Genomic DNA, 25,767 nt, shown 5'->3' on the forward strand with positions numbered 1-25,767 from the left:
GTGGACCACTGGTCGAGTGCGTTTCTATGAGTATGCCTGCAACCGTGGGATGATTTGTGAGTGCCTCACCTCAGTGATCTCATCCGGCGCTACACCGCGCTCAAAACGGCGGATCTGGAGTGGTTCCACTCACTGGTCTCGGACTGGCAGCTGCTGGCCGACCTCTCCTTCGCCGACCTGGTGCTCTGGGTGCGCCTGCGCGACGACAGCGGCTGGGTAGCGGTGTCGCAGATGCGCCCCACCACCGGGCCCACGGCCTTCCAGGACGACCTCGTCGAGACCGTGCTGCGCGACGAGGCCGCGGATGCGGCCGCGGGCGGCCGGGCCGCCCGGCTGTCGGCGCGGCGCACACTCATCGACCGGGCCTGGAGCGAGGGGCGGATCTGCCGCGAGGGCGACCCCGACTGGTCCGGCGGTGTACCCGTGCGCGAGGAGACCATCCCGGTGCGCCGCTCGGCCAAGCTCATCGGGGTGATCCAGCGCAGCACCAACCTCAGCTCGGCGCGCACACCCAGCCGCCTGGAGCTGACCTACCTGCAGAGCGCCAGCGACCTGGCGCAGATGATCGCCGAAGGGGAGTTCCCCTTCAACGATCAGGGACCACTGATGGTGCGCTCGCCGCGGGTGGGCGACGGCCTGCTGCGGCTCGACCAGGACGGCGAGGTCGTCTACGCCAGCCCCAACGCGCTGTCGGCCTACCGCCGCCTCGGACTGACCGCCGACCTGGTGGGCGCGCGCCTGGACCGCACCACCCTGGACCTCGCGGCAGCGGGGGACGCCCGCGACGAGTCGCTGACCTGGACAGCCGGCGGCCGGGTGCCCCAGGAGGCCGAGGTCGAGGGCCGCGGCTCCACCATCCAGCTGCGCTCCATCCCGCTGGTGGTGGGCGGCGTGCGCATCGGTGCGCTGGTCATGGTGCGCGACGTGACCGAGCTGCGCCGCCGCGAGCGCGAGCTGATGACCAAGGACGCCACGATCCGCGAGATCCACCACCGGGTCAAGAACAACCTGCAGACGGTGGCGGCGCTGCTGCGCCTCCAGTCGCGGCGGCTCGACGTACCCGAAGGCCGCGCGGCCCTGGACGAGGCGGTGCGCCGGGTCGGCTCGATCGCCATCGTGCACGAGATGCTCTCCCACACCCCCGACGAGGTCGTGGACTTCGACGACATCGCTGACCGCGTCATAGAGATGGCGGCCGAGGTGTCCTCGACCGGTGCTGCGGTGGTGCCGCGCCGCTCCGGCCAGTTCGGACTGCTGTCGGCGCTGGTGGCGACGCCGCTGTCGATGGTGCTGGCCGAGCTGGTGCAGAACGCCGTCGAGCACGGGCTGCGCTACGAGCCGGGCAGCATAGAGGTGCACGCGAGGCGCGACGACCCGCCGCTGGGCGAGGAGGAGAACGGGGGCCGCCTGCTGATCGAGGTGCTCGACGACGGCGGCGGGCTGCCGGCGGACTTCGACATCGAGAGCACCGCGAGCCTGGGCCTGCAGATCGTGCGCACTCTCATCGTGAGCGAGCTGGACGGCTCGCTGGAGATCAAGCCGCAGGAGAACGGCGGCACCAAGGTCGCGATCGAGCTGCCCGTCGAGCGCCGCATCGAGCCCTACCCCTGACAGACCGTCGGCCCCGAACCCCCGTTGATCTTGTAGCTGTCGTGAAGGAAAACGATTTCCAGTGACGATAGCTACAAGATCAACGGTGATGTGCCGGCGCGCAAGGAGTCGCGGTGGCCGCACCGGGCCCTTTCCCCGGGGGGCGAAGTGTCGGGGCGGATCGGGCCGTGCGATGCTGTGGCAGTGGTTTCGGAGCTACGAGCGCGCCATGGCGACCGGTGCGCGGCGGCGCTTGAGCGCGCGGCGCTCGTCCTCGCTCATGCCGCCCCACACGCCGCCGTCCTGGCCCGTCTCCAGGGCCCAGCGGAGGCACGCGGTGTTGACCGGACAGGCCCCGCACACCTCCTTGGCCTCCTCGATCTGGATGAGGGCCGGGCCGGAGTTCCCGATCGGGAAGAACAGCTCGGGGTCCTCGTCACGGCAGGCGGCGTGGTGACGCCAGTCCATGCGGATCACTCCTCACGGTGAGGGAAGCGTGCGCTTTGTGAACGAATTCACTAAGTCGGCGGCGACCAGGCGCTTGTCATCGTTGACTCCCGGTCCGGCGTGCGCCCAAACTGCGGGCGCCCAGGGGTCCGGTGATCGCACGGAGTCGCGCCGTGCTCCCTGACCTCGGAATCTCCCTTTTACTCGCCCGTAACGTGCGGCGACACTTTTGAGCGTGACAGCATTGATCGGTGCATGCAAGACCGCCCGGTGCGCCAACCTGGGCAGGTTCGTGTCGTGTGCGTCACAGGCGTAATCACCAGGTTCTTTACCGTGCCGTTAACCGATGATTCGTAATGCCTTCGGTACGGATTCGAGATTGACTCGTTTTCGGTGTCCGAGGTATTCGCCGTCGATCTGGAATGCGCGCGGAGTGCGGGATGTGACGCTGATCGCCGTCTGATCGTGCCACGAGACGTAGCCCGGCCCGTACGGCGGGACGCCCCGGTGCGACATCATCTGGCGCAGCAACTGCGCGGTGCGGACGGTGTGCAGCTGCGTGAGCGCGAACAGGTCCAGGCCCAGTCCGAACCGCGAGCGAGGCGTGGGCTGCACCGGCACAGCGCCGGCGTAGGTCCACGGGGTGGTGTTGGTGACCACCGCGAAGTACAGGTCGTGCACGGCCTCGTGGCCGGGCGCCTCGATGCGCAGGGAGGGCACCTTGATGTCGCCGCGCAGGAAGAGCTTGAGCGCGACGGAGATGTAGAGCCCGGGGGAGGCCCGGCGTCCGCTGCGGCGCAGCCGGTCGACCTCGTGCACGACGTCGGCGTCCCAGCCGAACCCGGCGCAGAAGGTGAAGTAGCGGTCGTCCTGGTCGGTACGCATTCGGCCCAGTCCCACCGAGCGCTGTTCTCCCGCGCGCGCCGCCTCCAGCATCGCGCCGGTCGCCTCGATGGGGTCGGTCGGCAGTCCCAGAGCCCGGATGAACACGTTGGCGCTGCCGCCCGGCAGGGCGGCGAAGCTGGGCCGCTCCAGGCCCTCGGGCGTGGCCAGCAGGCCGTTGACGACCTCGTTGACCGTGCCGTCGCCACCGAGGCTGATCACCAGCCCGTAGCCCTCGCCCGCGGCCTGGCGGGCCAGCTCGCGGGCGTGGTCGCGGTACTCGGTCTGGGCCACGTCCAGGTCCATGTCGCGGGCGATGGCGCCGACCAGCACGTCGCGGGAGCGGGGCGTGGTGGTGGTCGCCTGCGGGTTGACGATGAACAAGGCGCGCACGCGGCCAAGTCTAGGGTGCGCGCCGAGTGCTCCGAGCCGGGCCCCGCAGGGGATCCGGCGGGCGGTCGCACGGCCGTCCGCCGCGGCGCCCGCGCGCCTTCGGTGCGCGGGGCGGGCGCGCGGCGGAGCAGGTCCGGCGCTGTCATCGGGAGGGCGGGCGCCGGTTCGGCCCCCGCCGCGGGGGACCGGCGTGGGCCGATAATGTGGAACGTGTCCTCACGACCCATCACCCTCACGCTCGCCGCCGCGGTGCAGGCCCTGGTGACGGCCGCGATCGCCGTCGGAGCCGGCACCGTGCTCGTCGAGACGCTGCTGGGCAACGCCGCGGCGCCCGGTGCGGCGATCCCGCTGACCGTCCTCGCCCTGCTGGCCGCCGCCGCCACCGGCTACTGCGCCTGGGGGCTGCTCCGGCTGCGAAACTGGGCGCGCACACCCGTCGTGCTGACACAGATCTTCGTGCTCGTGGTGGCCTACTACATGTTCACCAGCGGCCAGTACGCGGTGACGGCCGCGATGGCGGCGGTGGCCGCCGCGGGCCTGGCGCTGGTGCTGGCCCCGCCCACCACCGCCACCCTGTTCGGCGACGACCCGCGCGGCGGCGGACCGGGCGAGGGCGGGTAGCGGCGAGCGGGCCCGAGCTCCGCCGGGCCGCGTGCACGGCGCGGCGGGCGCTCAGTCGTCGGTGGTCAGCGCCTGGCGCAGCTGGGCGAGCGTGCGCGCCAGCAGCCGCGACACGTGCATCTGCGAGATCCCCAGCTCCTGGGCGATCTGCGACTGGGTCATGTTGCCGAAGAAGCGCAGCAGCAGAATGCGCTTCTCGCGCGGCGGGAGCTGCTCCAGCAAGGGCTTGAGCGACTCCCGGTACTCCACGCCCTCCAGCGAGTCGTCGACGATGCCCAGCGAGTCGGCCACCGCCGGCGCGTCCTCGTCGCCGCTGTCCGGGGCGTCCAGGGACACCGTGGAATAGGCGTTGGCGGACTCCAGGCCCTCCAGCACCTCCTCCTCGGACATCCCGAGGTGCTCGGCCAGCTCGTGGACGGTGGGCGCCCGGCCCTCCCGCTGGGACAGGTCGCTGACGGCCTTGGTCAGCGACAGCTTCAGCTCCTGGAGCCGGCGGGGTACACGCACCGCCCAGCCCTTGTCGCGGAAGTGGCGCTTGATCTCGCCGACGATGGTGGGCGTGGCGTAGGTGGAGAACTCCACACCGCGCTCCAGATCGAAGCGGTCGATCGACTTGATCAGGCCGATCGTGGCGACCTGCGTGAGGTCGTCCAGCCACTCGCCGCGGTTGCGGAAGCGCCGCGCCAGGTACTCGACCAGGGGCAGGTGCAGCTCGACAAGTTCGTCGCGGATGCGCTGGCGTTCGGGAGCGTCTCCGGGAAGCTCGCTCAGGCGTTCGAACAACTCGCGCGCACGGGCGCGGTCAGGCACCGCGTGCTCCGTCTTCGCCGTCAGAGCGGGCCCCCTCTCGCTCACGCCGTCTCCGCCACACCGCGACGTTTGTGCAGCACGATGGAGACGCGGTCGTCAGGGCCGGCATCGGCGTCGACCTCTCCGGCAAGGGCCGAGAGGACGGTCCAGGCGAAGGTGTCGCGCGCGGGGAGCCGGCCGTCGGCTGTCAGCACCGAGACGGAGATGCGCATGCCGTCGCCGGTGAGTTCGAAGTCGGTGGTCAGGTCGGTCCCCGGCAGCGCCTGGGTGAGCAGCATCGCGCACGCTTCGTCGACCCCGATGCGCAGGTCCTCGATCTCGTCGAGGGTGAAGTCGAGTCGGGCCGCCAAACCCGCCGTGGCCGTGCGCAGCACGGACAGGTACGCGCTGTCGGCCGGCATCCGCACGGTCACAGCGTCGCGCACGTCCGTTGCACCCGGCGGCGGTGCGGCGGTTTCTTCGGTCACGTGCCTCCTCCAGGAAGCGAGATTGCCGCTTGAGTGCAATCTATCTTGTTTCGGTCCGCCTCCGGTGCACACGTCGTGGCCCGTGTCCCGTAGCGGCTCCTATCCCTAGTCTCGGACACGCCCGGGACCGGGGGACAGCCCGGGAAGGCAGTGGAATCCGTGCCGAGACGCAACCGGAACCGGGGCGGTATCAGTGAATTCGGCTGGGCGTGTTCCTCCGGGCAGGAGTCAGGGAAGCCTCCCGTCGCTCTGCGGGACCGCTCCCGCCGGGATCTGGGGCGCTACGGCTTGCGTACCGTCGACCCGATACCCGGCTCCGTGTAGGTGAGGCCCCGGGTTCGGAGGCCCGCTAGCGCCTTGTGCGCGGTCGCCGACGCGACGCCGAACTCGTCCATGAGTGCGAGAACGGAAGGCACACGGGACCCCGGCGGGTAAACGCCCGCGCGGATGCGGCGTTCGAGCTCGTCTGCTATCTGGACCCATCGCGGAACACCTTCGCGCCACTCCACGCGGGCAAGCTAGGCACGTCAAGGATTTGCAGCAATTCTAGCGTGCTAGGCATGCTATAGATATACTGCTGTTTTAATCCAACAAAACGCCGCGGCGGGTGCGGACACACCCCCCGCGGCCGGACAACCGAAAGGACCGGTTGCCGATGAGCATCCTAGTTCTCCTGCGCGCGTTCATGCGCTCCCTGCGGCCGGACACGGGCTTCCCCGCGGTCTTGCGGCACGCCCTGGACATTCCGACTGGCTGCACACCTGCGGCCCCCGTGCATCCGGCCAGGGCTCCCGCGCGCTGCCGCGCCCCGCGCGTTCGCCGGTACGCCCCGAACACGGTTCCCGCCGACGCGGCCGGGGGTGCGCGATGACCTATTCCAGCGACTGCTACCACCGACCCGACGAGGCGCACGCCGACGCGCTATACGACACGTTGAGCGAGGCCCTGAAGGAGCGCGGCCGCAGCCCCGCTCAGCGCGCGCGGGCGCAGGACAACGCCGACGCCGCCTTCAGTGTCCTCGACATGTGGCTGCGTTCCGGGGGAGCGCTGCCCGCCCCGTGGCGGCGCTGTCCGGTGCCCGAGGGGCCCGGGAGCGGCGGAGAGCGGTAGCCGGTCCGCAAGCCGGTTCCGGCGGGCGGGCCGCCGACGGTGCTCAGGCCTCCGGGCGCAGGTAGCGGCCGAGGACCTCGGCTTCGGCGCGGAGGCGCCCGGCGGCGTCGGCGCGGCCGAGCCGCTCGTACTCCTGCGCCGAGGCCGAGCGCTCGTCGGCCTCCCGCGCCACGATCGCGCGGACGTCGGCCTCGCTCAGCGCGCGGCGCTCCGCTTCGGCCGCGCCCACACCCGCGGCCGCGCCGGCGACGTGCTCGCTGTCCGCGGCCGCCGCCGGGAGGCCGGGGTCGGTCGCCTCGGCGTTCTCGACGGCGGCCAGGGCCGAGCGGAGCGCGGCTGCGGCGGTCTTGTCGCGGTTCTTGAGGGCGGCCGTCAGGTCACGCCGCATGTCGGTACGCACTTGCAGGAAGGTAGCCGAAACCCCCGAACGCGTCGAGCGGATTGCGCCGGCTCCCGCCGGTGCGGTCCTGGGCGAGTCCGTTCTCCGGTCCGATCGGCGCAGCCGTGGGCCCGTCAGGAGGAGGCGGACCGCTCGGAAAACCCGTTGCCCCCCGCGAGCGGCGCTGCCACCCTCGCAGCCCATGACCGACGCCACCGCCTTCCTCAGTGCCTACGACGACCAACTGCGCAGCAGCGCCGAGACACCCAGCGCCGTCTCCGTCACCCGCCGCGGCCCGCTGCGGCTCGTGACGTTCGCGGGCGGCAGCGGGTTCGTCACGTACCGGGACCTCGGTGCCGCCGACGCGTCCGCGATCAAGCGGTTGGTGGGGGAGGCGCTGGCCCACTACCGGGCGGATCCCGCGATCAGCCGGGTGAAGTGGAAGTGCCGGGGGCACGACCGTGCGCCGGGCCTGCACGAAGCCCTTGTAGAGCACGGTTTCGTGCCCGAAGAGCCGGAGTCGATCATGATCGGCACGGCGCGGCGACTGGCCGAGGACGTCCCGCCGCCCGCGGGTGTGGCCCTGCGGCGTATCTCCGCCGAGGCCGATGTGCGCGCGATGAGCGCGATGGCCGACGAGGCCTTCGGCGATCCCCCCTCCGCGGAGATGGCCGATGCCCTGCTGCGCCGCCTGGTGCGTGCCGACGGCATGGAGCTGTGGGTCGCGGAGGCCGAGGGCGCGATGGTCGGCGCGGGGCGCCTGGAGCCCGTCGCCGATACCGGCTTCGCCGGGATCTGGGGCGGAGCGACCCGGGCGGACTGGCGGGGGCGCGGCGTCTACCGGGCGCTGACGGCTGCCCGGGCCCAGTCGGCCCTGGCCATAGGCAAGACGCTGATCCACAGCGACTCCAGCGAGTACTCCCGCCCGATCCTGGAGCGCTCCGGCATGGTCGGGGTCTCGACGACGACCCCCTACATCTGGCACCGCGAGGAGGGCTGAGCCGTCAGCCGGACGCCGCGGAGCGGTACCACCCGGTACCGCTCCGACGGTCAGCCGTCGGCCTTCCCGCCGAGGGAGTGGAGCGCGTCGCCGTCCAGGCGGAACACGGTCCACTCGTCCATCGGCTCGGCGCCCAGAGACCGGTAGAACTCGATCGAGGGCGTATTCCAGTCCAGCACCCACCACTGCAGCCGATCGTAGCCGCGCTCCACGCAGAGCTCGGCGAGGGTCTTCAGCAGCGCCTTGCCGTAGCCGTGCCCCCGGTACTCCGGGCGGACGTAGAGGTCTTCCAGGTAGATGCCGGGGTTTCCGGTCCAGGTGGAGAAGTTGCGGAACCACAGCGCGAACCCCGCCACGGCGGCGCCGCCCGCGCCCTCTCTTCCCCCTCCGCTCTCGGTGGCCTGCTCGGCGATGTGGGCCCCGGCCACCGGGTTCGCGCCGAACAGGGCGTCGCGGAACTGGGCCTCGGTGGCCACCGCCGCCTCGGGCTCCTTCTCGTAGTCGGCCAGTTCGCGGACCAGGCGGTGGATGACGGGGACGTCGTCCGGGCGGGCGGGGCGGATCAACGCTTCTCCTCGGCTGTCATGGCCGGCGCCGGCGGCGGGCCGCCGCCGGCGCGGCTCCGCGGGTTCACAGCACCTTCGACAGGAACGCCCTGGTGCGCTCGTGCTGCGGGTCGGCCAGCACCCTGCCCGGAGTGCCCGACTCCACCACGGCGCCCTCGTCCATGAAGACCAGCGTGTCGCCGACCTCGCGGGCGAACCCCATCTCGTGGGTGACCACCACCATGGTCATGCCCTCCTCGGCCAGGCCCTTCATCACGTCCAGCACCTCGCCCACCAGTTCGGGGTCGAGCGCGCTGGTGGGCTCGTCGAACAGCATCAGCTCCGGGCGCATCGCCAGCGCCCTGGCGATGGCCACGCGCTGCTGCTGCCCGCCGGAGAGCTGGCGCGGGTACCCCGACGCCTTGTCGGCCAGGCCCACGCGGTCCAGCAGCTCCAAGGCGTCCTCGCGGGCCTGCGAGCGCGGCAGGCGCTGAACCCGCACGGGCGCCTCCATGACGTTGCCGAGCACCGTCATGTGCGGGAACAGGTTGAAGTTCTGGAAGACCATGCCGATGCCGCGGCGCTGGCGGGCGACCTGGGTGTCGTGCAGCTCGTAGAGCTTGCCGGCGCGCTGCCGGTAGCCCATCAGCTGACCGTCGACCCACAGCCGCCCCGCGCTGATCTTCTCCAGGTGGTTGATGCAGCGCAGGAACGTGGACTTGCCCGAGCCGGAGGGGCCGACCACGCAGCAGACCTCGCCCCTGGTCACCTCCAGGTCGATGCCGCGCAGCACCTCCAGTCGGCCGAACGACTTGTGCACGCTCTCGGCCACGACCATCCGGCCTTCTCCGGCGCCGGCGTCCACGCCGGCCTCCGCGGTGTTCTGGGTCAACTCGCCGTCCTACTCGCTCTATGCCCTCTGCCCGCTATGCCCTCTGCCCGGCGCCGCGCACGCTCGCACCGCGGTTGGAGCGGTTGAACGCCTGCTCCAGGTAGTACTGGCCGATCATCATCAGGCTGGTGATCGCCAGATACCACAGGCAGGCGGCCACCAGCATCGGAAACAGGTTGAAGGTGCGGGCGCCGATCTGCTGCAGCTGGAAGAACAGCTCGGTGGTCAGCGGGATCGCCGACACCAGCGAGGTGTCCTTCATGATCGCCGTGGCTTCGTTGCCCGTCGGCGGGATGATCACCCGCAGGGCCTGGGGCAGCGTGATGCGCCGCAGAACCAGGCCCTGGTTCATGCCCAGCGCCTGCGCGGCCTCGGTCTGGCCCTTGTCGACGGAGAGCAGCCCGGCGCGGACGATCTCGGCCATGTAGGCGCCCTGCGACAGCGACAGCGCGATGACGGCCGCCACGAACGGGCTGAGCAGGGTCTCCATCGGCACCGAGTAGAACCGGGCGCCGTCCTCGAAACCGAGCAGCGGCAGCCAGTAGTTGTCGAAGGGGACTCCGAGCTCGATCGTCTGGTACAGGATGGCCACGTTGCCGAAAAGCACGCACAGCACGATGCGCGGCACGGCGCGGAAGAACCAGGTGTAGATCCACCCCACCGTCACCAGGACCGGGTTGTCCGACAGCCGCATCACGGCGACGACGATGCCGATCGCGATGCCGATCGCCAGCGACACCGCTGCCAGGATCACCGTCGTGCGCACGCCGATCAGCACCGGCGAGGAGAACATCTGCTCGAACAGGAACGGCCAGTCGAACGCGGGGTTCGTGACGAGCATGTTCACGAACATCGCGCTGAAGAGCAGCAGTACGGCCGCCGCGACCCAGCGGCCCGGGTGGCGGACGGGCACCGCCTTGATCGCTTCGGGAGGGGACTTGCCGGCCGGCGCCTCGGAACCGGGCGCCGGCCGGGGGTCGTCGGGAGTTGTGCTCACGTGCCTTCTAGCCTTCGACGGACGGATTGACCTCGGACTCGTCCAGGGTTCCCTGGCCGTCCAGCTCCCACTTGGCCAGGATCTCGGTGTAGGTTCCGTCGTCCATGATGCTCTGGTAGCCGGCGGAGATGGCCTCGGCGAGCTCGGTGTTGTCCTTGGCGACCACGGCGCCGTAGGGCGCCGCCTCGTACTGCTCGCCGAGCGTCTGGAGCTTGCCCTCGGTCTGCTCGACCGCGTAGACGGCCACGGGCATGTCCGCCAGCCCGGCGTCGTTGCGCCCGGAGATGATCGATTCGGTGGCCTGGTCCTGGCCCTTGAACTTGCTGATGTTGATCTTCGGGTCGCCGTTGTCCGCGCACTCCTGGCTGCGGGCCTCGATGTCCTCGATCTGGACGGTGTTGGCCTGCACCGCGATGTTCTTGCCGCAGGCGCTGTCGGGGTCGACATCGGCCGGGTTGCCCTTGGCGGTGAACCACTGGGTGCCCACGGTGTAGTAGCTCACCATGTTGGCCTGCTGCATGCGCTCCTCGTTGATGGTGAACGAGGAGACCCCCACGTCGTACTTGCCGCTGCCGACGCCCTCGACGATGGTGCCGAACGTGGAGCTCTGCCATCGGGTGTCGAGGTCGAGCTTGGCCGCGACCGCGTTGAACAGCTCGACGTCGAAGCCGACGACCGTCTTGCCGTCCGTGGAGAGGTACTCGGCGGGCGCATAGGTGGAGTCGGTGCCGATCTTGAGCGCCCCCTGGTCGCGGATCTGCTGGGGGACCATCTCCGCGAGCTCGGGATCGGCCTTGACCGACGGCGTGGACGCGGGGTCTTGGCCCGCGCCCTGGCCGCCTCCCTGGTCGTCACCGCCGCCTCCGCCTCCGCATGCCGACAGGGCGAGGACGGCGGCGAGGGCGCCGGCGGCAAAGGGAACGCGTCCGATCCGGGCAGCCGGCGCGGTCGAGTGCTTCAGCACGGCCACGTGTCTCTCCTTCTCATGGGCGAACGGCGTCGGGTGGTCGGCGTTCGCGTCGTCACGTTCCGGCGGTAGGCCGGACGCGCAGCACAAGTGGGCAGGATAGTCCTTCGTGCGAACGTGAATGTTCCATCGTCGGCGCACTGGCATGTTGGTGGGGTCACCGTTGTGAGAGGATTGGGTAACGGGTGAACCCCGAACCGCTGCGGCGCTGGGCTCGCACCGAGCCGCGGAGACCGAGCTCCTCATCCCTCCGGCATCGCCGACGACGTGGCCGAGGGAGTCCTCCTAGCATCCCTAGCACCCCTGCCACTCCGCGCGCCGCACTTCCCGATCGCCGAGACTGAGGCGAACTCGAAGCCGCGCCCGGAATCCCGCCGCTCGGGCGCGCTTGCATATCTGAGGGGTTTTGCACAGATCATGACGACCACTGATTCCCATTCCCGGTTCGACGACGATCCGGCGTTCGTGCTGCACCGCGGCGGCAAGCTGCGGATCGAGGGCACGGTCGAGGTCACCGACCACGAGGGCCTGGCCCTGGCCTACACTCCCGGCGTCGCACGGGTGTGCACCGCGATCGCCGACGCGCCGGAGCTCGTCGACGCCTACACCTGGAAGAGCTCCGTCGTCGCCGTCGTGACCGACGGCTCGGCCGTGCTCGGCCTGGGCGACATCGGCCCGCAGGCGTCGCTGCCGGTGATGGAGGGCAAGGCGCTGCTGTTCCGCAAGTTCGCCGGAGTGGACGCGGTGCCCATGGCCCTCTCGTGCGAGGGGGTCGACGACATCGTCGAGACCGTCGAGCGCATGGCGCCGTCGTTCGGCGGGGTGAACCTGGAGGACATCTCCGCGCCGCGCTGCTTCGAGATCGAGCGGCGGCTGCGCGAGCGGCTGGACATCCCCGTCTTCCACGACGACCAGCACGGCACCGCGATCGTGACCGTCGCCGCCCTGCGCAACGCTGCCCGGCTGACCGGACGCTCGATCGCCGACCTGCGGGTCGTGGTCTCGGGGGCGGGCGCGGCCGGTGTCGCCGTGACCAAGATGCTGGTCGACGGCGGGGTCGGCGACATCGCCGTCGCCGACAGCAAGGGCATGATCTACGCCGGGCGCGAGGGACTCACCCCGATCAAGGCCGAGATCGCCGAGATCAGCAACCGCGCCGGCGTGCGCGGCTCGATCGAGGGGGCGCTGGAGGGCGCCGACGTGTTCATCGGCCTCTCGGCCGGCGAGCTGCCCGAGTCGGTCGTGGCTTCGATGGCGCCCGAGGCGATCGTCTTCGCCATGGCCAACCCGACCCCCGAGATCCACCCCGACGTCGCCCGCGCCCACGCCGCCGTCGTGGCGACCGGCCGCAGCGACTTCCCCAACCAGATCAACAACGTGCTGGCGTTCCCCGGGGTGTTCCGCGGCGCCCTGGACGCGCGCGCCCGCGACGTCACCGAGGCGATGAAGCTCGCCGCGGCCGACGCGATCGCCGACCTGGTGGGCGACGACCTCGGCCCCGACTACATCATCCCGAGCACGTTCGACTCGCGGGTGGTCCCGGCGGTCGCCGAGGCCGTGGCCGCGCAGGCGCGGCGCGACGGTGTCGCCAGAGCGTAGTCGGTCGGTCATTCTCCGTAGCCGGTCCGAGGCGCAGGTCTCCCTTGCCCCGGACCGGCTACCCCCTCCGTCTGCTGCGGTAGCGCTACAGGCAGCGCCCCACGGTGGCGACGACGAACGCCGCCCACGCCCCCGCGGGGAACCGCAGCACGGTGCCCTCAGGCGCCGTGGAATCACGGACCCGGACGGCCCTTGTCCAGCGCATCACCTGGACGCACTGGCCTCCCCCTGTTCCGCTGTAGGTGCTCGTGCGCCATCGAACGCCCAGCGGATCCTTCGCGGCCATGCCGCGCTCCCTTCATGACTCATCGGTTTCCCCCTCCTCTCCGCTCCGCAGGCGCTGCTCCGCCTCGCTGATGACTTCCCGTGTCCGATCGGGGTGCAGGGCCGCGGAGCGCAGGTGTTCGAAAGCGGCCGTGTAGTAGGCCACCTCCTTGGCTTTTTCGATGTAGAGGCTGCTCGTCAGGTTCTCCACGTGCACGAGCAGGGGTGAGTGGATGTCCGAATCGGGGAACTCGAGGATGTCGAAGGAGCCGTTGAGCCCCGAATGCGCGCCCGCCTCGTACGGCAGGACCTGCAATGTCACCTGCGGATTCCGATCGAGGTCCAGCAGGCGCCGCATTTGGTCTGCCATGACCGATAGTCCGCCGACCGGGCGGTAAAGGATTGATTCATCAAGCAATGCCCAGATATGCGGTGGCGAGGAGCTGAAGACGACCTCCTGGCGGCGCATACGCAGTTCCGTGCGGCGTTCGATCTCGTCGTCCGAGACCGGCGAAGGGTGCGCCCGCATCAGCGCCCGGGCGTAGTCGGCGGTCTGCAGCAGGCCCGGAACGATCTCGGCCTGGAAGAACCGCAGCGCGCCGGCCTCCGGCTCCAGCCCGAGGTAGACGTCGAAGCGCTCGGGCATCACGTCGCCGTAGACGTGCCACCAGCCCCTTCGCCGCGACTCGCGGGCGAGTGCGACCAGCGACTGCCGCGCGTCGGGGTCCTCGACACCGTAGAGCTCCAGCAGGTCGCGCACATCGTCGGAGTTGGTAGCGACCTGCCCGCGCTCGATCCGGGAAAGCTTGCTGCCCGACCACGACATGGCCTCGGCGGCCTCTTCGCCGGTCTTGCCGGCGTTCTCCCGCATTCTCCGCAACTCGACACCGAGGCGGCGCCGGCGGGCTGTGGGGTTGTCGGCAGCGGCCACTGGCTGTGCCTCCTGTTCGGGGGGAAGGCCGGAATACGGCGGGGCGCCGCACGGGCTCGGTCGGCAGGGCGGTTCCGCGCGCGGCACAGGCAGGCTACTCGACGCCGGGGTGCGGGAAATCCACCGCGTCCGGGGGCGTGCGCGGCGGCACCTTTTTGCAGAATGCGAACCTTTTCCCGGGAAAGAGAAAACAGGGTCCCCGCCGCTTTGCCGGCTCCCTCGGCAGCCGTCTTGCCGAACGCCCGGCCGGCGTTTGCGCGAGATTGTCCCCCGGCAATTCTAAGGGGACCCGGGAGCCGCCGATGCGCCTGCGACCGGGGGAAGCCGCGCGGCGGCCGGACGCCGCTCGGGGCGGCCCGCGCTCCCGCGGTATCAGGTGGTTAGGGTCAGGGCATGTTCGCTATCACCGCAGCACGCATCGACAAGAAGAACCCACTGTCCGGGCTGGAGGCGGGGGAGCGGCCGGATCCGGCCCCGCCCGAAGGGTGGACGACGGTGCGGGTCAAGGCCGCCGCACTGAACCACCACGACCTGTGGAGCCTGCGCGGCGTGGGCCTGGCGGAGGAACGGCTGCCGATGGTGCTCGGCTGCGACGCCGCCGGGCTGGACGAAGAGGGCAACGAGGTCATCGTGCACGCCGTGATCGGCGACCCCGACGCGGGCGGCGGCGACGAGACCCGCGACCCCCGCCGCTCCCTGCTCTCCGAGGTCCACCCGGGCACGCTGGCCGAGAAGGTCGCCGTCCCCCGGCGCAACCTCGTCCCCAAGCCGGCGGAGCTGTCCTTCGAGGAGGCCGCCTGCCTGCCCACGGCGTGGCTGACGGCCTACCGGATGCTCTTCGTGCGCGCGGGCCTCGAACCCGGCTCGCCCGTCCTGGTGCAGGGCGCCGGCGGCGGCGTGAGTAGCGCGATCATCCGCATGGCGGCCGCGGCGGGCCACCGCGTCTACGCCACCAGTCGCGACGCCGGCAAGCGCGAGCGCGCCGAGCGTCTGGGCGCCTACCGCGCCGTCGCGTCGGGGGAGCGCCTGCCGGAGAAGGTCGACGCCGTGTTCGACACGGTCGGCGAGGCGACCTGGGGCCACTCCCTGCGCTCGCTGCGTCCGGGTGGGCGGATCGTCACCTGCGGCGCGACCAGCGGCGATGCGCCCCCGGCGGAGCTGAACCGGGTGTTCTTCCTGCAGCTGTCCGTACTCGGCTCGACCATGGGCGGCCGCGACGAGTTGCGCCGCCTGGCCGAGTTCTGCGCCCGCACCGGCGTGCGCCCGGAGATCGACCGGGTACTGCCCCTCGACCGCGCCGAGGAGGGCTTCGCCGCGATGGAGCAGGGGGAGCTGTTCGGCAAGATCGTCTTCCAGGTCTGAGCCGGTTGCGGGTCCGCTCTGCGGCTCGCGCGCGCGGCGCGCGAGCGGGGGGCGTCCCGCGCCGCGCGCGGGGACGCCCCCTTCGCCGGACCCGTCCGGCAGCCGGGCCGGGGGTCAGGACGCGGAGCCGCCGTCGCGGCGGTCGCCGTCCTCGTTCACCGCCGTGCCCCAGGGGTCGGCGGTGCCGCCGGAGGCCTCGTTCGGCTCGTCGGAGGACTCCTCGTGCCGTCCGTGCGCTCCCGGCCGCTCGCCGGCGTCGGCGCCGCCGGCCGCCCCCCGGCCGCCGACCGCCGTACTCCAGGGGTCCGCCGGTCCCGCGGAGCCGCCGGAGGCCCCGCCCCGTTCCGGCTCGGCGGAGCCGGACGCCGCGCCGGCCTTCCCGGTACCGGTGTCGGTACCCGTGTCGGCGCCGCCGGCGGAGTCGCCGGCCGTGCCCGTGCCGCCGCAGGTCGAGGACCCCGGGGACCCGCCGTGGCAGCGGTCGTCCTCCTCGCGCTCCGCCTTGTCCTGCGGCCCCCAGTTGCCGACGTCGCGGCGGATGGTCTCGAACGTGTCGTCCAGGATCCGCCGCAGGTCGTGCGCCGCCGACTCGCCGGCCTGGCCGGCCTCGCGCACCACGTCGCGCACGCGTTCGGAGAAGTCGCGCAGCGCCTGATCGAACTCGGGCCGCTCGCCAGGGCGCTTGCCCCAGGCGCCGAACCCCTGAGCGAAGCGCTCCCAGTCGCGCGTCCACCGCGAGCCGCGGGACGCTTCCTCTCGGTCGTCGGCGTTCTCGCCGCCCCGTGCCGAGCCCGCGCCGCCGCCGGCCGCTCCGGACTCCCCGGCACCGTCGGCGCCCTCGCCGCGCGGCCTGCGGCCCGCGCCACCGCCCTTCAGCTCCTCACGCAGCGAGCTGATCGTGTGGCGCACGTCCTCGCGGACGGCCTCGGCGACGTCGCGCACCGAGTCGGTGATCTCGCGTTCGAGGTCGTCGATGTCGGCACTGCGGCTGTGCAGCTCCTCGCGGCCCTTGTCGGTGAGGCGGTAGACCTTGCGGCCGTCGACCTCCTCGTGGGTGACCAGGCCCTCCTCCTCCAGGCGGGACAGGCGCGGGTAGATGGTCCCGGGGGAGGGCGAGTAGACGCCCAGGAAGCGGTCCCGCAGGAGGCTGATGATCTCGTAGCCGTGCCGCGGGCTCTCGTCCAGCAGTTTCAGCAGGTACAGCCGCAGGCGGCCGTGGCCGAATATGGTGCTCATTGGTCGTTCCCCCTCGGGATCGCTGCGGGGGCGTCGGGATCGCGGCGCAGCAGCGAGACAGCGCCCGAAACGGTCGTGGCGGTGATGCCGGCGGGATCGACCCCGCTGCCGATCTTGCCGATGAGGCTGCCCCGGGCGCGCTGGTCGCGGCGCTCCAGGGCGAAGTCGGAGTCCAACTTGCCGGTCGCCGAGCGCAGTTCCGCGGTAGCCGACGTCTCGGCCGGCACCCGAAGTGCGATCTCGCCGGAGACCGAGCCCAGGCGGACCCGGCCCGCGGGAGCCACGTCCACGTCGCCGAGGAACGGGCCCGACGCGCTCTTGCCGGAGAGGTCGTGCAGGCGTCCCCCGGCCACCGCGACCTGGCCGCCGGCCGTGTGGAACCGCAGGCTGCCCTGCAGGTCGCGGGCCGCGACGTTGCCCGAGACGGTGTTGGTCTCGGTCTCGCCGGTGAGCCCGTCCAGGGTGACGTCGCCCGAGGCCGTGCGGACCTGGGTCTTGCCGCTCAGCCCGGCCACCACGACCGGGGCCGAGAGCGTCGTGACCTCGACGGGGCAGTCGCGCGGCACCTGCAGGCTGACGGTGGCCGACCGGCGCGCCATGCCCCGGTAGCCCGACAGCTGCACCGGGCGCAGCCGGTCCAGCAGGCCGCTGCCGGTGAGGTCGTCGTAGGTGACGGTGAGGATGCCGGCCTCCTGCGTGGCCAGCACGGGCCCCCCGGAGAGGTCGGAGATCTCGAACGTCACCGGGTCGTCGGTGGGCAGGATGTTGACGTGACCGCCGATAATCCGGACGCGCAGTGCCACGATTCCGTCCAGAGTGCGTGTCGTCGGCTGGTCGATGGTCCAACGCGCCATCGGGATACCTTTCGGCTCGAACCGCTGTTGGAATCACGATATGTCGCGAGTGCCCCCGGTTCAAGATATGTCGTGAGATACCGGGGGAGGGTCCGGGGAGGCTCCGGGCGGACTCGGGGTGCGCCCCCGGCACAGCACCGCCGATCTTGTAGCTATCGCAAATGGAAATCGTTTTCCTTCACGATGGCTACAAGATCGGCGGGGTGCGGGCCCTAGTCGTCCTCGTCGTCGAGCCGCGCCAACCAGGTGGCCAGCCGCTCGACGGGGGTCTCGAACTCCGGGTGGAGGTCGGTGAAGGCGCGCAGCTGGTCGGCGACCCACGCGAGGGAGACCTCCTCCTCGCCGCGCCGCCGCTCCAGCTCCTCGATGCCCCGGTCGGTGAAGTACATCGCCTCAGTCCGCCGGCGGGAAGACGGTGTTGATCAGCGCCTGCTGCTCGACCTCGTGCCGCTTGCCCGAGCCGGCCGCGGGGGCCGAGCCCGCCGGGCGCGAGACCCGGGTGAAGGGGCGGTCGAGCTGCTCGGAGAACACCAGCGCCACGAACGGCCACGGACCCATGTTCGCCGGCTCCTCCTGCACCCACAGCACCTCGCCCGCCTCGGGGTAGCCCGAGAGCATCTGGCGGATCTCCTCGGTCGGCAGCGGGTAGAGCCGCTCGACCCGGACCAGGGCCGTGCTGGTGTCGCCGGTGCGCTTCCGGGCGGCGTCGAGCTCGTAGTAGATCTTGCCCGAGCACAGAACGACGCGCCGCACGTTCTTCGGGTCGAGTCCCGTGGTGTCGGGGATGATCGGCTGGAACGCGCCCGTGGTGAAGTCGGCGACCGGCGAGGTGGCTGCCTTCAGCCGCAGCATCACCTTGGTCGTGAAGACCACCATCGGGCGGCGGTACTGCGACTTCACCTGCCAGCGCAGCAGGTGGAAGTAGTTCGCCGGGGTGGTCGGCAGCGCCACGGTCATGTTCTCCTGCGCGCACTGCTGCAGGAACCGCTCGATGCGCGCCGAGGAGTGGTCGGGCCCCTGGCCCTCGTAGCCGTGCGGCAGCAGCAGCACCACGCTGGAGCGCTGGCCCCACTTCTGCTCGCTGGCGCTGATGTACTCGTCGATGATGGTCTGGGCGCCGTTGACGAAGTCGCCGAACTGGGCCTCCCAGGCCACCAGCGCGTCGGGGCGCACCACCGAGTATCCGTACTCGAAGCCCAGCGCCGCGTACTCGCTGAGCAGCGAGTCGTGCACGTAGAACTTCGAGGTGCCCTTGTCGAACTGCTTCAGCGGGGTGTGTACCTGCCCGGAGTCGCGGTCGACCAGCGCCGCGTGCCGCTGGCCGAAGGTGCCGCGTCGGGTGTCCTGGCCGACGAGGCGCACGGGGTGCTCCTCGAGCAGCAGCGACCCGAACGCCAGCATCTCGCCGGTGGCCCAGTCGAGCGCGTCGTCCTCGACCATCTGGGCGCGGCGCTGCAGCTGCGGCTTGAGTCGCGGATGCGGCAAGAAGCCCTCGGGCAGGCTCACCTGGGTGTCGACCACCTGCTTGACGACCTCGCCGGTGATGGCGCTCTCGACCGACGCGTGGTCGATGCGGCCCTCGTCGAACACCTCGGGCTTGATCACCGCGCCCGGCTCGATCGGCTTGCGGCCGGCCTCGCGGGTCTCGGTGAAGGCGCGCTCCAGCTGCTCCTGGTAGTCGCGCAGCGCCTGCTCGGCCTCTTCGATCGTGATGTCGCCGCGCCCGATCAGCGCCTCGGTGTAGAGCTTGCGCGTGGAGCGCTTGGCGTCGATCACGTCGTACATCAGCGGCTGGGTGAAGGCCGGGTTGTCGGTCTCGTTGTGGCCGCGCCGCCGGTAGCAGACCAGGTCGATCACGACGTCCTTGTTGAAGGACTGTCGGTAGTCGTAGGCCAGCTGGGCGACCCGCACGACCGCCTCGGGGTCGTCGCCGTTGACGTGGAAGATCGGCGCCTGCACCATGCGTGCCACGTCGGTGGCGTAGACGCTGGAGCGGCTGTCGGCCGGCGAGGTGGTGAACCCGACCTGGTTGTTGACGATGACGTGCACGGTGCCGCCGGTGCGGTAGCCGCGCAGCTGCGACAGGTTGAGGGTCTCGGCCACCACGCCCTGCCCGGCGAAGGCGGCGTCGCCGTGCACCAGCAGCGGCAGCACGGTGAACCCGTGCGGGCCCTTGTCCAGCACGTCCTGCTTGGCGCGCACGATGCCCTCGGCGACCGGGTTCACGGTCTCCAAATGGCTCGGGTTGGCCGCCAGCGAGATCGCGATCTTGTCGCCGTCGGGAGTCTCGAACGTGCCCTCGGTGCCCAGGTGGTACTTGACGTCGCCGGAGCCGTGGGCGCTGCGCGGGTCGAGGTTGCCCTCGAACTCGCCGAAGATCTGCCCGTAGGACTTGCCGCAGATGTTGGCGAGGACGTTCAGCCGGCCGCGGTGGGCCATGCCGATGACGACCTCGTCCAGCTCCGCCTTGGCGGCGCGGGTGATAACCCCGTCCAGCAGCGGGATCAGGGACTCCCCGCCCTCAAGCGAGAACCGCTTCTGGCCGACGTACTTGGTCTGCAGGAACGTCTCGAAAGCCTCGGCGTTGTTCAGCCGGCGCAGGATGTGCAGCTGCTCGTCGCGGCTGACCTTCTCGTGCTCCCGCTCGACATGCGCCTGGATCCACTCGCGCTCCTCGGGATCCTGGATGTGCATGTACTCGATGCCGACGGTGCGGCAGTAGGTGTCGCGCAGAACGCCCAGCACGTCGCGCAGCTTCATCAGCTGCTTGCCGCCGAACCCGCCGGTGGGGAACGCGCGCTCCAGGTCCCACAGCGTCAGGCCGTGCTGGAGGATGTCCAGGTCGGGGTGGCGGCGCTGGTGGTACTCCAGCGGGTCGGTGTCGGCCATCAGGTGCCCGCGCACGCGGTAGGCGTGGATGAGCTCCTGGACGCGGCTGGTCTTGTCGAGCTGGTTCTCGCCGGCCGAGATGTCCTGGGTCCAGCGCACGGGCTCGTAGGGCAGCCGCAGCGACCGGAAGATCTCGTCGTAGAAGCCGTCCTCGCCCAGCAGCAGCTGGTGGATGCGGCGCAGGAACTCCCCCGACTGGGCGCCCTGGATGATGCGGTGGTCGTAGGTCGACGTGAGCGTCATGACCTTGCTGACCGCGAGGTTGTTCAGCGTCTCGGGAGCCGCGCCCTGGAACTCGGCGGGGTACTCCATCGAGCCCACGCCGAGGATGGTGCCCTGGCCGGGCATCAGGCGCGGGACCGAGTGGACGGTGCCGATGCCGCCGGGGTTGGTCAGGCTGATGGTGGTGCCCTGGAAGTCGGGCACGCCCAGCTTGTTGTTGCGGGCCTTGCGGATCAGGTCCTCGTAGGCGGTCCAGAACTCCTTGAAGTCCATGTTGTCGGCGGACTTGATGCTGGGTACCACCAGCTGCCGCGTGCCGTCGGACTTCTGCAGGTCGATCGCCAGCCCGAAGTTGACGTGCTCGGGCTTGGACACGCCCGGCTTGCCGTCGACCTCCGCGTAGGAGTGGTTCATCTCCGGCAGGGACTCCAGCGCCTTCACCATCGCGTAGCCGATGATGTGGGTGAAGGAGACCTTGCCGCCCCGCCCGCGCCGCAGGTGGTTGTTGATCACGATGCGGTTGTCGAACAGCAGCTTGACCGGCACCGCGCGCACGCTCGTCGCGGTGGGCAGCGCAAGGCTGGACTCCATGTTGGCGGCCGTACGCGCGGGCGCGCCGCGCAGCCGCTCCTCGGAGGCCTGGAGCGACTCGTCGACGGGCTTCGCGCCCTCGGCGTCCTGCCCGGTCCCGGACTTTCCCTTCCCGTCGCCCGATGCGGACGCCGCGCGCTTGGGCTCGGCGGACTTGCCGCCCTTGGTGGTTGCCGAGTCCGCGGTAGCGGACTGGGTGCCCGTGGCCGCTGCACCCTTGCCCGTTCCGTTGGCCTGGGGAACGCCGGACTTGTAGTCGGCGAAGAAGTTCCACCATGCCTTGTCAACCGAGTTCGGGTCGTCGAGGTACTTCTGGTAGAGCTCCTCGACCAACCACTCGTTCGGGCCGAAATCTGTCAGGGGTTGAGACGCCTCAGACGACACGGCGGAGATCGCCCTCTTCCGCAGCTCGCTTGTGAATGTGTGTATGGCGAGATGGCCGCTCCTCGGGGCGGGCCGGCACTTGAAGCGGCTCGCTGGGAGCCGCCGGAGCACACGCCCGGTCAGCAATCTCGGGTAACAGGCTAGCTGTCCAGGCACGCCGATGGGGACCCGAGGCCGGTAACGGACTGGGAGATTGCTAACAATGATTCACACTGTCATGGCGTCCGCTTGACCTGACCTGCGGTTTTCGTGTTCCGGAGGCCCGTCGGGGCGACGGCGGGCGCGCGGCGGCACGGCGCGCGCGAGGCGGTTCGCGGACCGGCGAGACGCGGTCGGGAGGAGGCGGTGGATCGGAATCGGCCGGCGTGCGCCGCTCACCATGCCCGCTCGCGGCCGCGCCCAATCCCGGCGCGGACGGGGAATCGCCCGGAACCGGAATCAGCGGACCGGCGTCTCACGTGGTGTGCGCGGTCCGGACAGGACGGCTGGTCCCGGCCCCGGCGGAACACGGGGGTTTCGCCGGGAGACGGAGCAGGTCCGGGCCGCGCACGGTGCTTCCCGGGCCGCGCGGGCGCGCGGTGTGTACGCCTCCCGCACGGCACCGGAGTACGGCACGATCGGGCGTTGGGCGGTGCGCCTGCGGGAGGCCGGCCCGCAAGCGGGTAGGAGACCCGGAAGCCTTGGGCGGGGCGGCGGTCCGCGAACGAGCGGGACCGGCCCGCCGCGCCGCACACCGACTGTGGGGGGACGAGCGGCTATGGAGTTGCGGTTCGACGGGCGCGTCGCGATCGTCACCGGCGCCGGGCACGGCCTGGGCCGCGCCCACGCCCTCGGACTCGCGGCACGCGGCGCCAAGGTGGTGGTCAGCGAGAACGCCGGCACCGGAGCCGACGACCCCGGCGCCGACCCGGTCGCGGCGGCCGAGGAGACCGCCGAGCTGATCCGCTCCGAGGGCGGCACCGCGTGCGTCAGCATCGACGACATCACCGCCGAAGAGGGCGCCCGCTCGCTGGTCGAGACCGCCGTGGACACCTACAGGCGCGTCGACGTCGTCGTCAACAGCGCGGGCATCCTCCGCGACCGCGCCTTCCGCAACATCGGCGTCGCCGAGTGGGACGCGGTGGTCGCCGTGCACCTGCGCGGCACCTTCCTCGTGACCCGCGCCGCCTTCGGCTACATGCGCGGCAACGGCTACGGCCGCATCGTCAACACCGCTTCGCCCTCCGGGCTGTTCGGCAACTTCGGGCAGAGCAACTTCGCCGCGGCCAAGATGGGCGTCCTCGGCCTCACCAAGACCGTGGCAATCGAGGGCGCCAAGTACGACATCACCGCCAACGCCGTCGCCCCGCTGGCGCGCACGCCCCAGACCGAAGGAGTGCTCCCCGAGGGCCCGAAGGAGCTGCTGGCGCCGGAGCGCGTCAGCCAGGCGGTGGTGTGGCTGGCCCACGAGGACTGCGAGACCTCCGGCGAGGTCTACTCCGTGGGCGGCGGGCGCGTCGCCCGGATCTTTCTGGCCGAGGGGCCCGGAGCCGAGTTGGGCGGGGGCAGCGCCGAGGACCTGCGCGACATCTGGCCCGACGTCAACGCCGAGCGGCCCTATGTCATCCCGCGCGACTTCAGCGAGCAGGCGCGCATCCACATGCGCGGCGGTGGCTGAGCCGCCGCCCCGAAGCGGCGCCCCTCCCCGGCGAAACGGTGGCGCCAAGGCGCGTGCGAACCGCTATCGGCGCTCCGACGCGGGCCGCGGGCCCGTATCGGTACGCGGCTCGCCGTTTGCCCGCGCGGCCGCCTCCGGCGCTTCTACCATGGCGGAACGGAGCCGGGAGGGTGGCGATGAGGGAGTTCGGCGAACTGGAGGCCGCCATCATGGACGCGCTGTGGCGGTCGGACCGCCCGCTGGCCGTCCGCGACGTCCGCGAGTCCATGGACTACGACCGCGACGTCGCCTACACGACCGTGATGACGGTCACCAACATCCTGTACCACAAGGGCCTGCTGGAGCGGGAGAAGGCCGGGCGCGCCTGGCTCTACTGGCCGCGGGAGTCCCGCGAGGAGCACACCGCGCGGGTGATGAGCGAGGTGTTCAGCGGCTGCGGCGACCCGGGAACCACCATGCTGCGCTTCGTCGAGGGTTTCAGCGACGAGGACATGGCCCGCCTGTGCGACGTGGTCAGCGAGGTCCGCGCCCAGCGCACCCGGGCCCTGTGACCCGCAGCGGGGCGCACGGGGCGACCCCGGGCCGTGAGCGCCCCGCGGACCGGCGTCTATGCTGCCCCGTGTGGACGAACCCCTTGTCACGCGCATGCGCCCGTTCGGCGAGACCGTCTTCGCCGAGATGAGCCGCCTGGCCACCGAGACCGGAGCCGTCAACCTCGGGCAGGGATTCCCCGACACGGACGGGCCGCCCTCCCTGCTGGAGGCCGCCGCGCGGCACATCCGCGAAGGCGTCAACCAGTACCCGCCCGGTCCCGGTCGCCCCGAGCTGCGTGCAGCCGTCGCCGCCGACCGCAAGCGGCGCTACGGGATCGAGCTCGATCCAGCCGCCGAGGTCTACATCACCGTCGGCGCCACCGCAGGCATCGCCTCGGGCGTGCTGGGCCTCGTCGAAGCCGGCGACGAGGTCGTGGTCTTCGAGCCGATGTACGACTCCTACGCCGCGGTGATCGCGCTCGCCGGCGGGGTGCGCCGCCCCGTCACCCTGCGGCCCGACCCCTCCGCCGACGGCCGGTTCACCTTCGACCCGGCCGAGCTGCGCGCGGCCGTCGGCCCGCGCACCCGCATGATCGTCGTGAACACGCCGCACAACCCCACCGGCACCGTGTTCACTCGCGAGGAGCTGTCGGAGATCGCCCGGGTGTGCCGGGAGAACGACCTGATCGCCCTCACCGACGAGGTCTACGAGCACCTGGTCTACGACGGTGCCGAGCACATCCCGCTCTCGACCCTGCCCGGCATGGCCGAGCGCACGCTGGCGGTTTCGTCGGTCGGCAAGACGTTCTCGGTCACCGCGTGGAAGACCGGCTGGGTCATGGGGCCGGAGCCGCTGGTGCGCGCGGCCCGCACCGTCAACCAGTTCCTCACCTTCACCGCCAACGGCGCTCTCCAGCTGGCCGTGGCCGAGGCGCTGCGCGACGAGGGCGAATGGGTGCTGCGCCAGCGGGACGCGCTGCAGGCCAAGCGCGACCGGCTGTGCGAAGGGCTGCGCACGGCGGGCCTGGAGGTCCTGCGGCCCCAGGGCACCTACTTCGTCATCACCGACATCCGCCCGCTCGGCTACAGCGACGGCATCGAGCTGGCCCGCTCGCTGCCGCACACGGCCGGCGTCGCGGCCGTTCCGGCGCAGGTCCTCTACGACAACACCGACGAGGGCCGCCACCTCGTGCGGTTCGCATTCTGCAAGCGCGACGAGGTGCTCGACACCGCCGTCGAGCGCCTGACCGCCGCGTTCGGACGCTGAACCGGGGGCGGGCGCGCGCGGACACCCGACGCGGCGGCCGCGACACGCCCGGTTCCGCAGCCGAACAGCGCCGACGACTCCGGGAGGCATCCGTGACCACGACCGCGCCAGCGGGCATGCCGGCCGACGCGCTCCGCGCGGCCGAGGCCGCCAAGGGCTTCATGCCCACCGGCGAAGGGCTGGCGCTGCACGCAGCGGCGCTCGCTCACGCGCCCCTCGGCCCGGTGCTGGAGATCGGCACCTACTGCGGCAAGTCCGCGGTCTTTCTGGGCGCGGCCGCGCGGCAGGCGGGCGGCACGGTCGTGACCGTCGACCACCATCACGGCTCCGAGGAGCACCAGCAGGGCTGGGAATACCACGACCCCGGCCTGGTCGACCCGGTCACCGGCCGGCTCGACACGCTGCGCGAATTCCGCCGCACCATGGCGGCCGCGGGCCTGGAGGACCACGTCGTCGCGGTGGTGGGGCGGTCGGCCGACGTCGCGCGGCTGTGGTCGGCGCCGCTGGGCATGCTCTTCATCGACGGCGGCCACACCGAGGAGGCCGCCCGGACCGACTACGAGTGCTGGACCCCGCACCTGGCCCCGGGCGGCGCGCTGGCCATCCACGACGTCTTCCCCGACCCCGCCGACGGCGGCCGGCCGCCCTACGACGTCTACCGCCGCGCACTGGACAGCGGCGCGTTCGCCGAGACCGGCGCGCAGGGCTCCCTGCGCCTGCTCAAGCGCGTCGCCTAGCGTCGCGCGTTTGCGGGCGGCCGTCCCGGACGCGGACCGGTCCGCGCCCCGGACGGCCGGTGACACCCCGACACCCCGGCGGTTCCGGTCGCGGCCGGAACCCCGATTCCTCCGGCCTTCTGTATCGGCGGACGTGCCCGA

General features: G+C 71.4%; 26 protein-coding genes. 10 read left to right on the plus strand and 16 right to left on the minus strand.

Annotated features, from left to right (window positions below; genetic code table 11):
- Nucleotides 1–60: 60 nt before the first annotated feature.
- Nucleotides 61–1,611 (plus strand): sensor histidine kinase, encoded by a 1,551-nt coding sequence (locus RM446_RS05355; RefSeq protein WP_311543989.1) that lies wholly within the window; start codon nt 61–63, stop codon nt 1,609–1,611.
- Between the two features lie 195 nt (nt 1,612–1,806).
- Here RM446_RS05355 and RM446_RS05360 read toward each other — a convergent pair whose 3' ends face one another.
- Together RM446_RS05360 and RM446_RS05365 are read right to left on the minus strand one after the other, a co-directional pair.
- Nucleotides 1,807–2,058, minus strand: a complete 252-nt coding sequence (locus RM446_RS05360) for a WhiB family transcriptional regulator (RefSeq protein ID WP_311543990.1) — start codon at nt 2,056–2,058, stop codon at nt 1,807–1,809.
- A gap of 318 nt (nt 2,059–2,376) precedes the next feature.
- Nucleotides 2,377–3,312: a diacylglycerol/lipid kinase family protein gene (locus RM446_RS05365; RefSeq protein ID WP_311543991.1), complete on the minus strand. Its 936-nt coding sequence runs from the start codon at nt 3,310–3,312 to the stop codon at nt 2,377–2,379.
- Nucleotides 3,313–3,513: 201 nt separating this feature from the next.
- Here RM446_RS05365 and RM446_RS05370 point away from each other — a divergent pair, with 201 nt between their 5' ends.
- Nucleotides 3,514–3,933, plus strand: coding sequence for a hypothetical protein (locus tag RM446_RS05370; protein ID WP_311543992.1), 420 nt, complete (start codon nt 3,514–3,516; stop codon nt 3,931–3,933).
- Nucleotides 3,934–3,984: 51 nt separating this feature from the next.
- On the opposite strand, the gene RM446_RS05375 is transcribed toward RM446_RS05370, so the two are convergent.
- The 3 genes from RM446_RS05375 to RM446_RS05385 form a co-directional block, all read right to left on the minus strand.
- Complete coding sequence (locus RM446_RS05375) at nt 3,985–4,743, minus strand: RNA polymerase sigma factor SigF (RefSeq protein WP_311543993.1); 759 nt, start codon at nt 4,741–4,743, stop codon at nt 3,985–3,987.
- Between the two features lie 41 nt (nt 4,744–4,784).
- Entirely contained in the window at nt 4,785–5,210 is a 426-nt protein-coding gene (locus RM446_RS05380; RefSeq protein ID WP_311543994.1) for an ATP-binding protein, read from the minus strand.
- Nucleotides 5,211–5,491: 281 nt separating this feature from the next.
- Entirely contained in the window at nt 5,492–5,719 is a 228-nt protein-coding gene (locus RM446_RS05385) for a GntR family transcriptional regulator (protein WP_311543995.1), read from the minus strand.
- Between the two features lie 358 nt (nt 5,720–6,077).
- Here RM446_RS05385 and RM446_RS05390 point away from each other — a divergent pair, with 358 nt between their 5' ends.
- Nucleotides 6,078–6,320: a hypothetical protein gene (locus tag RM446_RS05390; protein WP_311543996.1), complete on the plus strand. Its 243-nt coding sequence runs from the start codon at nt 6,078–6,080 to the stop codon at nt 6,318–6,320.
- A 43-nt stretch (nt 6,321–6,363) separates the two neighbouring features.
- On the opposite strand, the gene RM446_RS05395 is transcribed toward RM446_RS05390, so the two are convergent.
- Nucleotides 6,364–6,720: a GatB/YqeY domain-containing protein gene (locus RM446_RS05395; protein WP_311543997.1), complete on the minus strand. Its 357-nt coding sequence runs from the start codon at nt 6,718–6,720 to the stop codon at nt 6,364–6,366.
- A 181-nt stretch (nt 6,721–6,901) separates the two neighbouring features.
- Between RM446_RS05395 and RM446_RS05400 the strand changes: the two genes are divergently transcribed.
- Nucleotides 6,902–7,699 (plus strand): GNAT family N-acetyltransferase, encoded by a 798-nt coding sequence (locus RM446_RS05400; RefSeq protein ID WP_311543998.1) that lies wholly within the window; start codon nt 6,902–6,904, stop codon nt 7,697–7,699.
- 50 nt (nt 7,700–7,749) lie between these two features.
- On the opposite strand, the gene RM446_RS05405 is transcribed toward RM446_RS05400, so the two are convergent.
- The 4 genes from RM446_RS05405 to RM446_RS05420 all read right to left on the minus strand — a co-directional run bounded on the left by RM446_RS05405 (nt 7,750) and on the right by RM446_RS05420 (nt 11,103).
- Nucleotides 7,750–8,265, minus strand: coding sequence for a GNAT family N-acetyltransferase (locus RM446_RS05405; RefSeq protein ID WP_311543999.1), 516 nt, complete (start codon nt 8,263–8,265; stop codon nt 7,750–7,752).
- Between the two features lie 64 nt (nt 8,266–8,329).
- A complete protein-coding gene (locus RM446_RS05410) occupies nt 8,330–9,082 on the minus strand; it encodes an amino acid ABC transporter ATP-binding protein (RefSeq protein WP_311544226.1) in 753 nt (250 codons plus the stop codon).
- A gap of 88 nt (nt 9,083–9,170) precedes the next feature.
- Nucleotides 9,171–10,133 carry an amino acid ABC transporter permease gene (locus tag RM446_RS05415; protein WP_398694508.1) on the minus strand — a complete coding sequence of 321 codons (963 nt, stop codon included), beginning with the start codon at nt 10,131–10,133 and terminating at the stop codon, nt 9,171–9,173.
- Between the two features lie 7 nt (nt 10,134–10,140).
- Nucleotides 10,141–11,103 (minus strand): ABC transporter substrate-binding protein, encoded by a 963-nt coding sequence (locus RM446_RS05420; protein ID WP_311544000.1) that lies wholly within the window; start codon nt 11,101–11,103, stop codon nt 10,141–10,143.
- Between the two features lie 414 nt (nt 11,104–11,517).
- Here RM446_RS05420 and RM446_RS05425 point away from each other — a divergent pair, with 414 nt between their 5' ends.
- Nucleotides 11,518–12,699 carry an NAD(P)-dependent malic enzyme gene (locus tag RM446_RS05425; protein ID WP_311544001.1) on the plus strand — a complete coding sequence of 394 codons (1,182 nt, stop codon included), beginning with the start codon at nt 11,518–11,520 and terminating at the stop codon, nt 12,697–12,699.
- 85 nt (nt 12,700–12,784) lie between these two features.
- On the opposite strand, the gene RM446_RS05430 is transcribed toward RM446_RS05425, so the two are convergent.
- Both RM446_RS05430 and RM446_RS05435 read right to left on the minus strand, forming a co-directional pair.
- Complete coding sequence (locus tag RM446_RS05430; protein WP_311544002.1) at nt 12,785–12,985, minus strand: DUF397 domain-containing protein; 201 nt, start codon at nt 12,983–12,985, stop codon at nt 12,785–12,787.
- Between the two features lie 12 nt (nt 12,986–12,997).
- Nucleotides 12,998–13,981, minus strand: coding sequence for a helix-turn-helix domain-containing protein (locus tag RM446_RS05435; RefSeq protein WP_311544003.1), 984 nt, complete (start codon nt 13,979–13,981; stop codon nt 12,998–13,000).
- A 306-nt stretch (nt 13,982–14,287) separates the two neighbouring features.
- Between RM446_RS05435 and RM446_RS05440 the strand changes: the two genes are divergently transcribed.
- Nucleotides 14,288–15,256: a zinc-binding dehydrogenase gene (locus RM446_RS05440; protein WP_311544004.1), complete on the plus strand. Its 969-nt coding sequence runs from the start codon at nt 14,288–14,290 to the stop codon at nt 15,254–15,256.
- Between the two features lie 114 nt (nt 15,257–15,370).
- Here RM446_RS05440 and RM446_RS05445 read toward each other — a convergent pair whose 3' ends face one another.
- From RM446_RS05445 to RM446_RS05460, 4 genes are all read right to left on the minus strand, one after another.
- Nucleotides 15,371–16,492 carry a PadR family transcriptional regulator gene (locus RM446_RS05445; RefSeq protein ID WP_311544005.1) on the minus strand — a complete coding sequence of 374 codons (1,122 nt, stop codon included), beginning with the start codon at nt 16,490–16,492 and terminating at the stop codon, nt 15,371–15,373.
- Nucleotides 16,489–17,346 carry a DUF4097 family beta strand repeat-containing protein gene (locus RM446_RS05450; protein ID WP_311544006.1) on the minus strand — a complete coding sequence of 286 codons (858 nt, stop codon included), beginning with the start codon at nt 17,344–17,346 and terminating at the stop codon, nt 16,489–16,491. The genes RM446_RS05445 and RM446_RS05450 overlap by 4 nt, the downstream gene beginning before the upstream one ends.
- 212 nt (nt 17,347–17,558) lie before the next feature.
- Complete coding sequence (locus RM446_RS05455; RefSeq protein WP_311544007.1) at nt 17,559–17,735, minus strand: DUF6104 family protein; 177 nt, start codon at nt 17,733–17,735, stop codon at nt 17,559–17,561.
- Between the two features lie 4 nt (nt 17,736–17,739).
- Nucleotides 17,740–21,432 (minus strand): multifunctional oxoglutarate decarboxylase/oxoglutarate dehydrogenase thiamine pyrophosphate-binding subunit/dihydrolipoyllysine-residue succinyltransferase subunit, encoded by a 3,693-nt coding sequence (locus tag RM446_RS05460; protein WP_311544008.1) that lies wholly within the window; start codon nt 21,430–21,432, stop codon nt 17,740–17,742.
- Nucleotides 21,433–22,189: 757 nt separating this feature from the next.
- Between RM446_RS05460 and RM446_RS05465 the strand changes: the two genes are divergently transcribed.
- The 4 genes from RM446_RS05465 (at nt 22,190) to RM446_RS05480 (ending at nt 25,626) form a co-directional block, all read left to right on the plus strand.
- Nucleotides 22,190–23,089 carry an SDR family NAD(P)-dependent oxidoreductase gene (locus tag RM446_RS05465; RefSeq protein WP_311544009.1) on the plus strand — a complete coding sequence of 300 codons (900 nt, stop codon included), beginning with the start codon at nt 22,190–22,192 and terminating at the stop codon, nt 23,087–23,089.
- Between the two features lie 176 nt (nt 23,090–23,265).
- Nucleotides 23,266–23,640, plus strand: a complete 375-nt coding sequence (locus RM446_RS05470) for a BlaI/MecI/CopY family transcriptional regulator (protein ID WP_311544010.1) — start codon at nt 23,266–23,268, stop codon at nt 23,638–23,640.
- A 70-nt stretch (nt 23,641–23,710) separates the two neighbouring features.
- Entirely contained in the window at nt 23,711–24,889 is a 1,179-nt protein-coding gene (locus RM446_RS05475; RefSeq protein WP_311544011.1) for a pyridoxal phosphate-dependent aminotransferase, read from the plus strand.
- A gap of 92 nt (nt 24,890–24,981) precedes the next feature.
- A complete protein-coding gene (locus RM446_RS05480) occupies nt 24,982–25,626 on the plus strand; it encodes a class I SAM-dependent methyltransferase (RefSeq protein WP_311544012.1) in 645 nt (214 codons plus the stop codon).
- The last annotated feature ends 141 nt before the right edge of the window (nt 25,627–25,767 follow it).

The organism is Streptomonospora wellingtoniae, from assembly GCF_031845375.1.
GTDB lineage: Bacteria > Actinomycetota > Actinomycetes > Streptosporangiales > Streptosporangiaceae > Streptomonospora > Streptomonospora wellingtoniae.

Coding starts and splice junctions, on each gene's coding strand:
- RM446_RS05390 (WP_311543996.1), top strand. CDS start 6,078: ATGACCTATTCCAGCGACTGCTACCACCGACCCGACGAGGCGCACGCC.
- RM446_RS05410 (WP_311544226.1), bottom strand. CDS start 9,082: ATGGTCGTGGCCGAGAGCGTGCACAAGTCGTTCGGCCGACTGGAGGTG.
- RM446_RS05425 (WP_311544001.1), top strand. CDS start 11,518: ATGACGACCACTGATTCCCATTCCCGGTTCGACGACGATCCGGCGTTC.
- RM446_RS05470 (WP_311544010.1), top strand. CDS start 23,266: ATGAGGGAGTTCGGCGAACTGGAGGCCGCCATCATGGACGCGCTGTGG.
- RM446_RS05370 (WP_311543992.1), top strand. CDS start 3,514: ATGTGGAACGTGTCCTCACGACCCATCACCCTCACGCTCGCCGCCGCG.
- RM446_RS05455 (WP_311544007.1), bottom strand. CDS start 17,735: ATGTACTTCACCGACCGGGGCATCGAGGAGCTGGAGCGGCGGCGCGGC.
- RM446_RS05430 (WP_311544002.1), bottom strand. CDS start 12,985: ATGGCCGCGAAGGATCCGCTGGGCGTTCGATGGCGCACGAGCACCTAC.
- RM446_RS05445 (WP_311544005.1), bottom strand. CDS start 16,492: ATGAGCACCATATTCGGCCACGGCCGCCTGCGGCTGTACCTGCTGAAA.
- RM446_RS05450 (WP_311544006.1), bottom strand. CDS start 17,346: ATGGCGCGTTGGACCATCGACCAGCCGACGACACGCACTCTGGACGGA.
- RM446_RS05465 (WP_311544009.1), top strand. CDS start 22,190: ATGGAGTTGCGGTTCGACGGGCGCGTCGCGATCGTCACCGGCGCCGGG.
- RM446_RS05360 (WP_311543990.1), bottom strand. CDS start 2,058: ATGGACTGGCGTCACCACGCCGCCTGCCGTGACGAGGACCCCGAGCTG.
- RM446_RS05400 (WP_311543998.1), top strand. CDS start 6,902: ATGACCGACGCCACCGCCTTCCTCAGTGCCTACGACGACCAACTGCGC.
- RM446_RS05440 (WP_311544004.1), top strand. CDS start 14,288: ATGTTCGCTATCACCGCAGCACGCATCGACAAGAAGAACCCACTGTCC.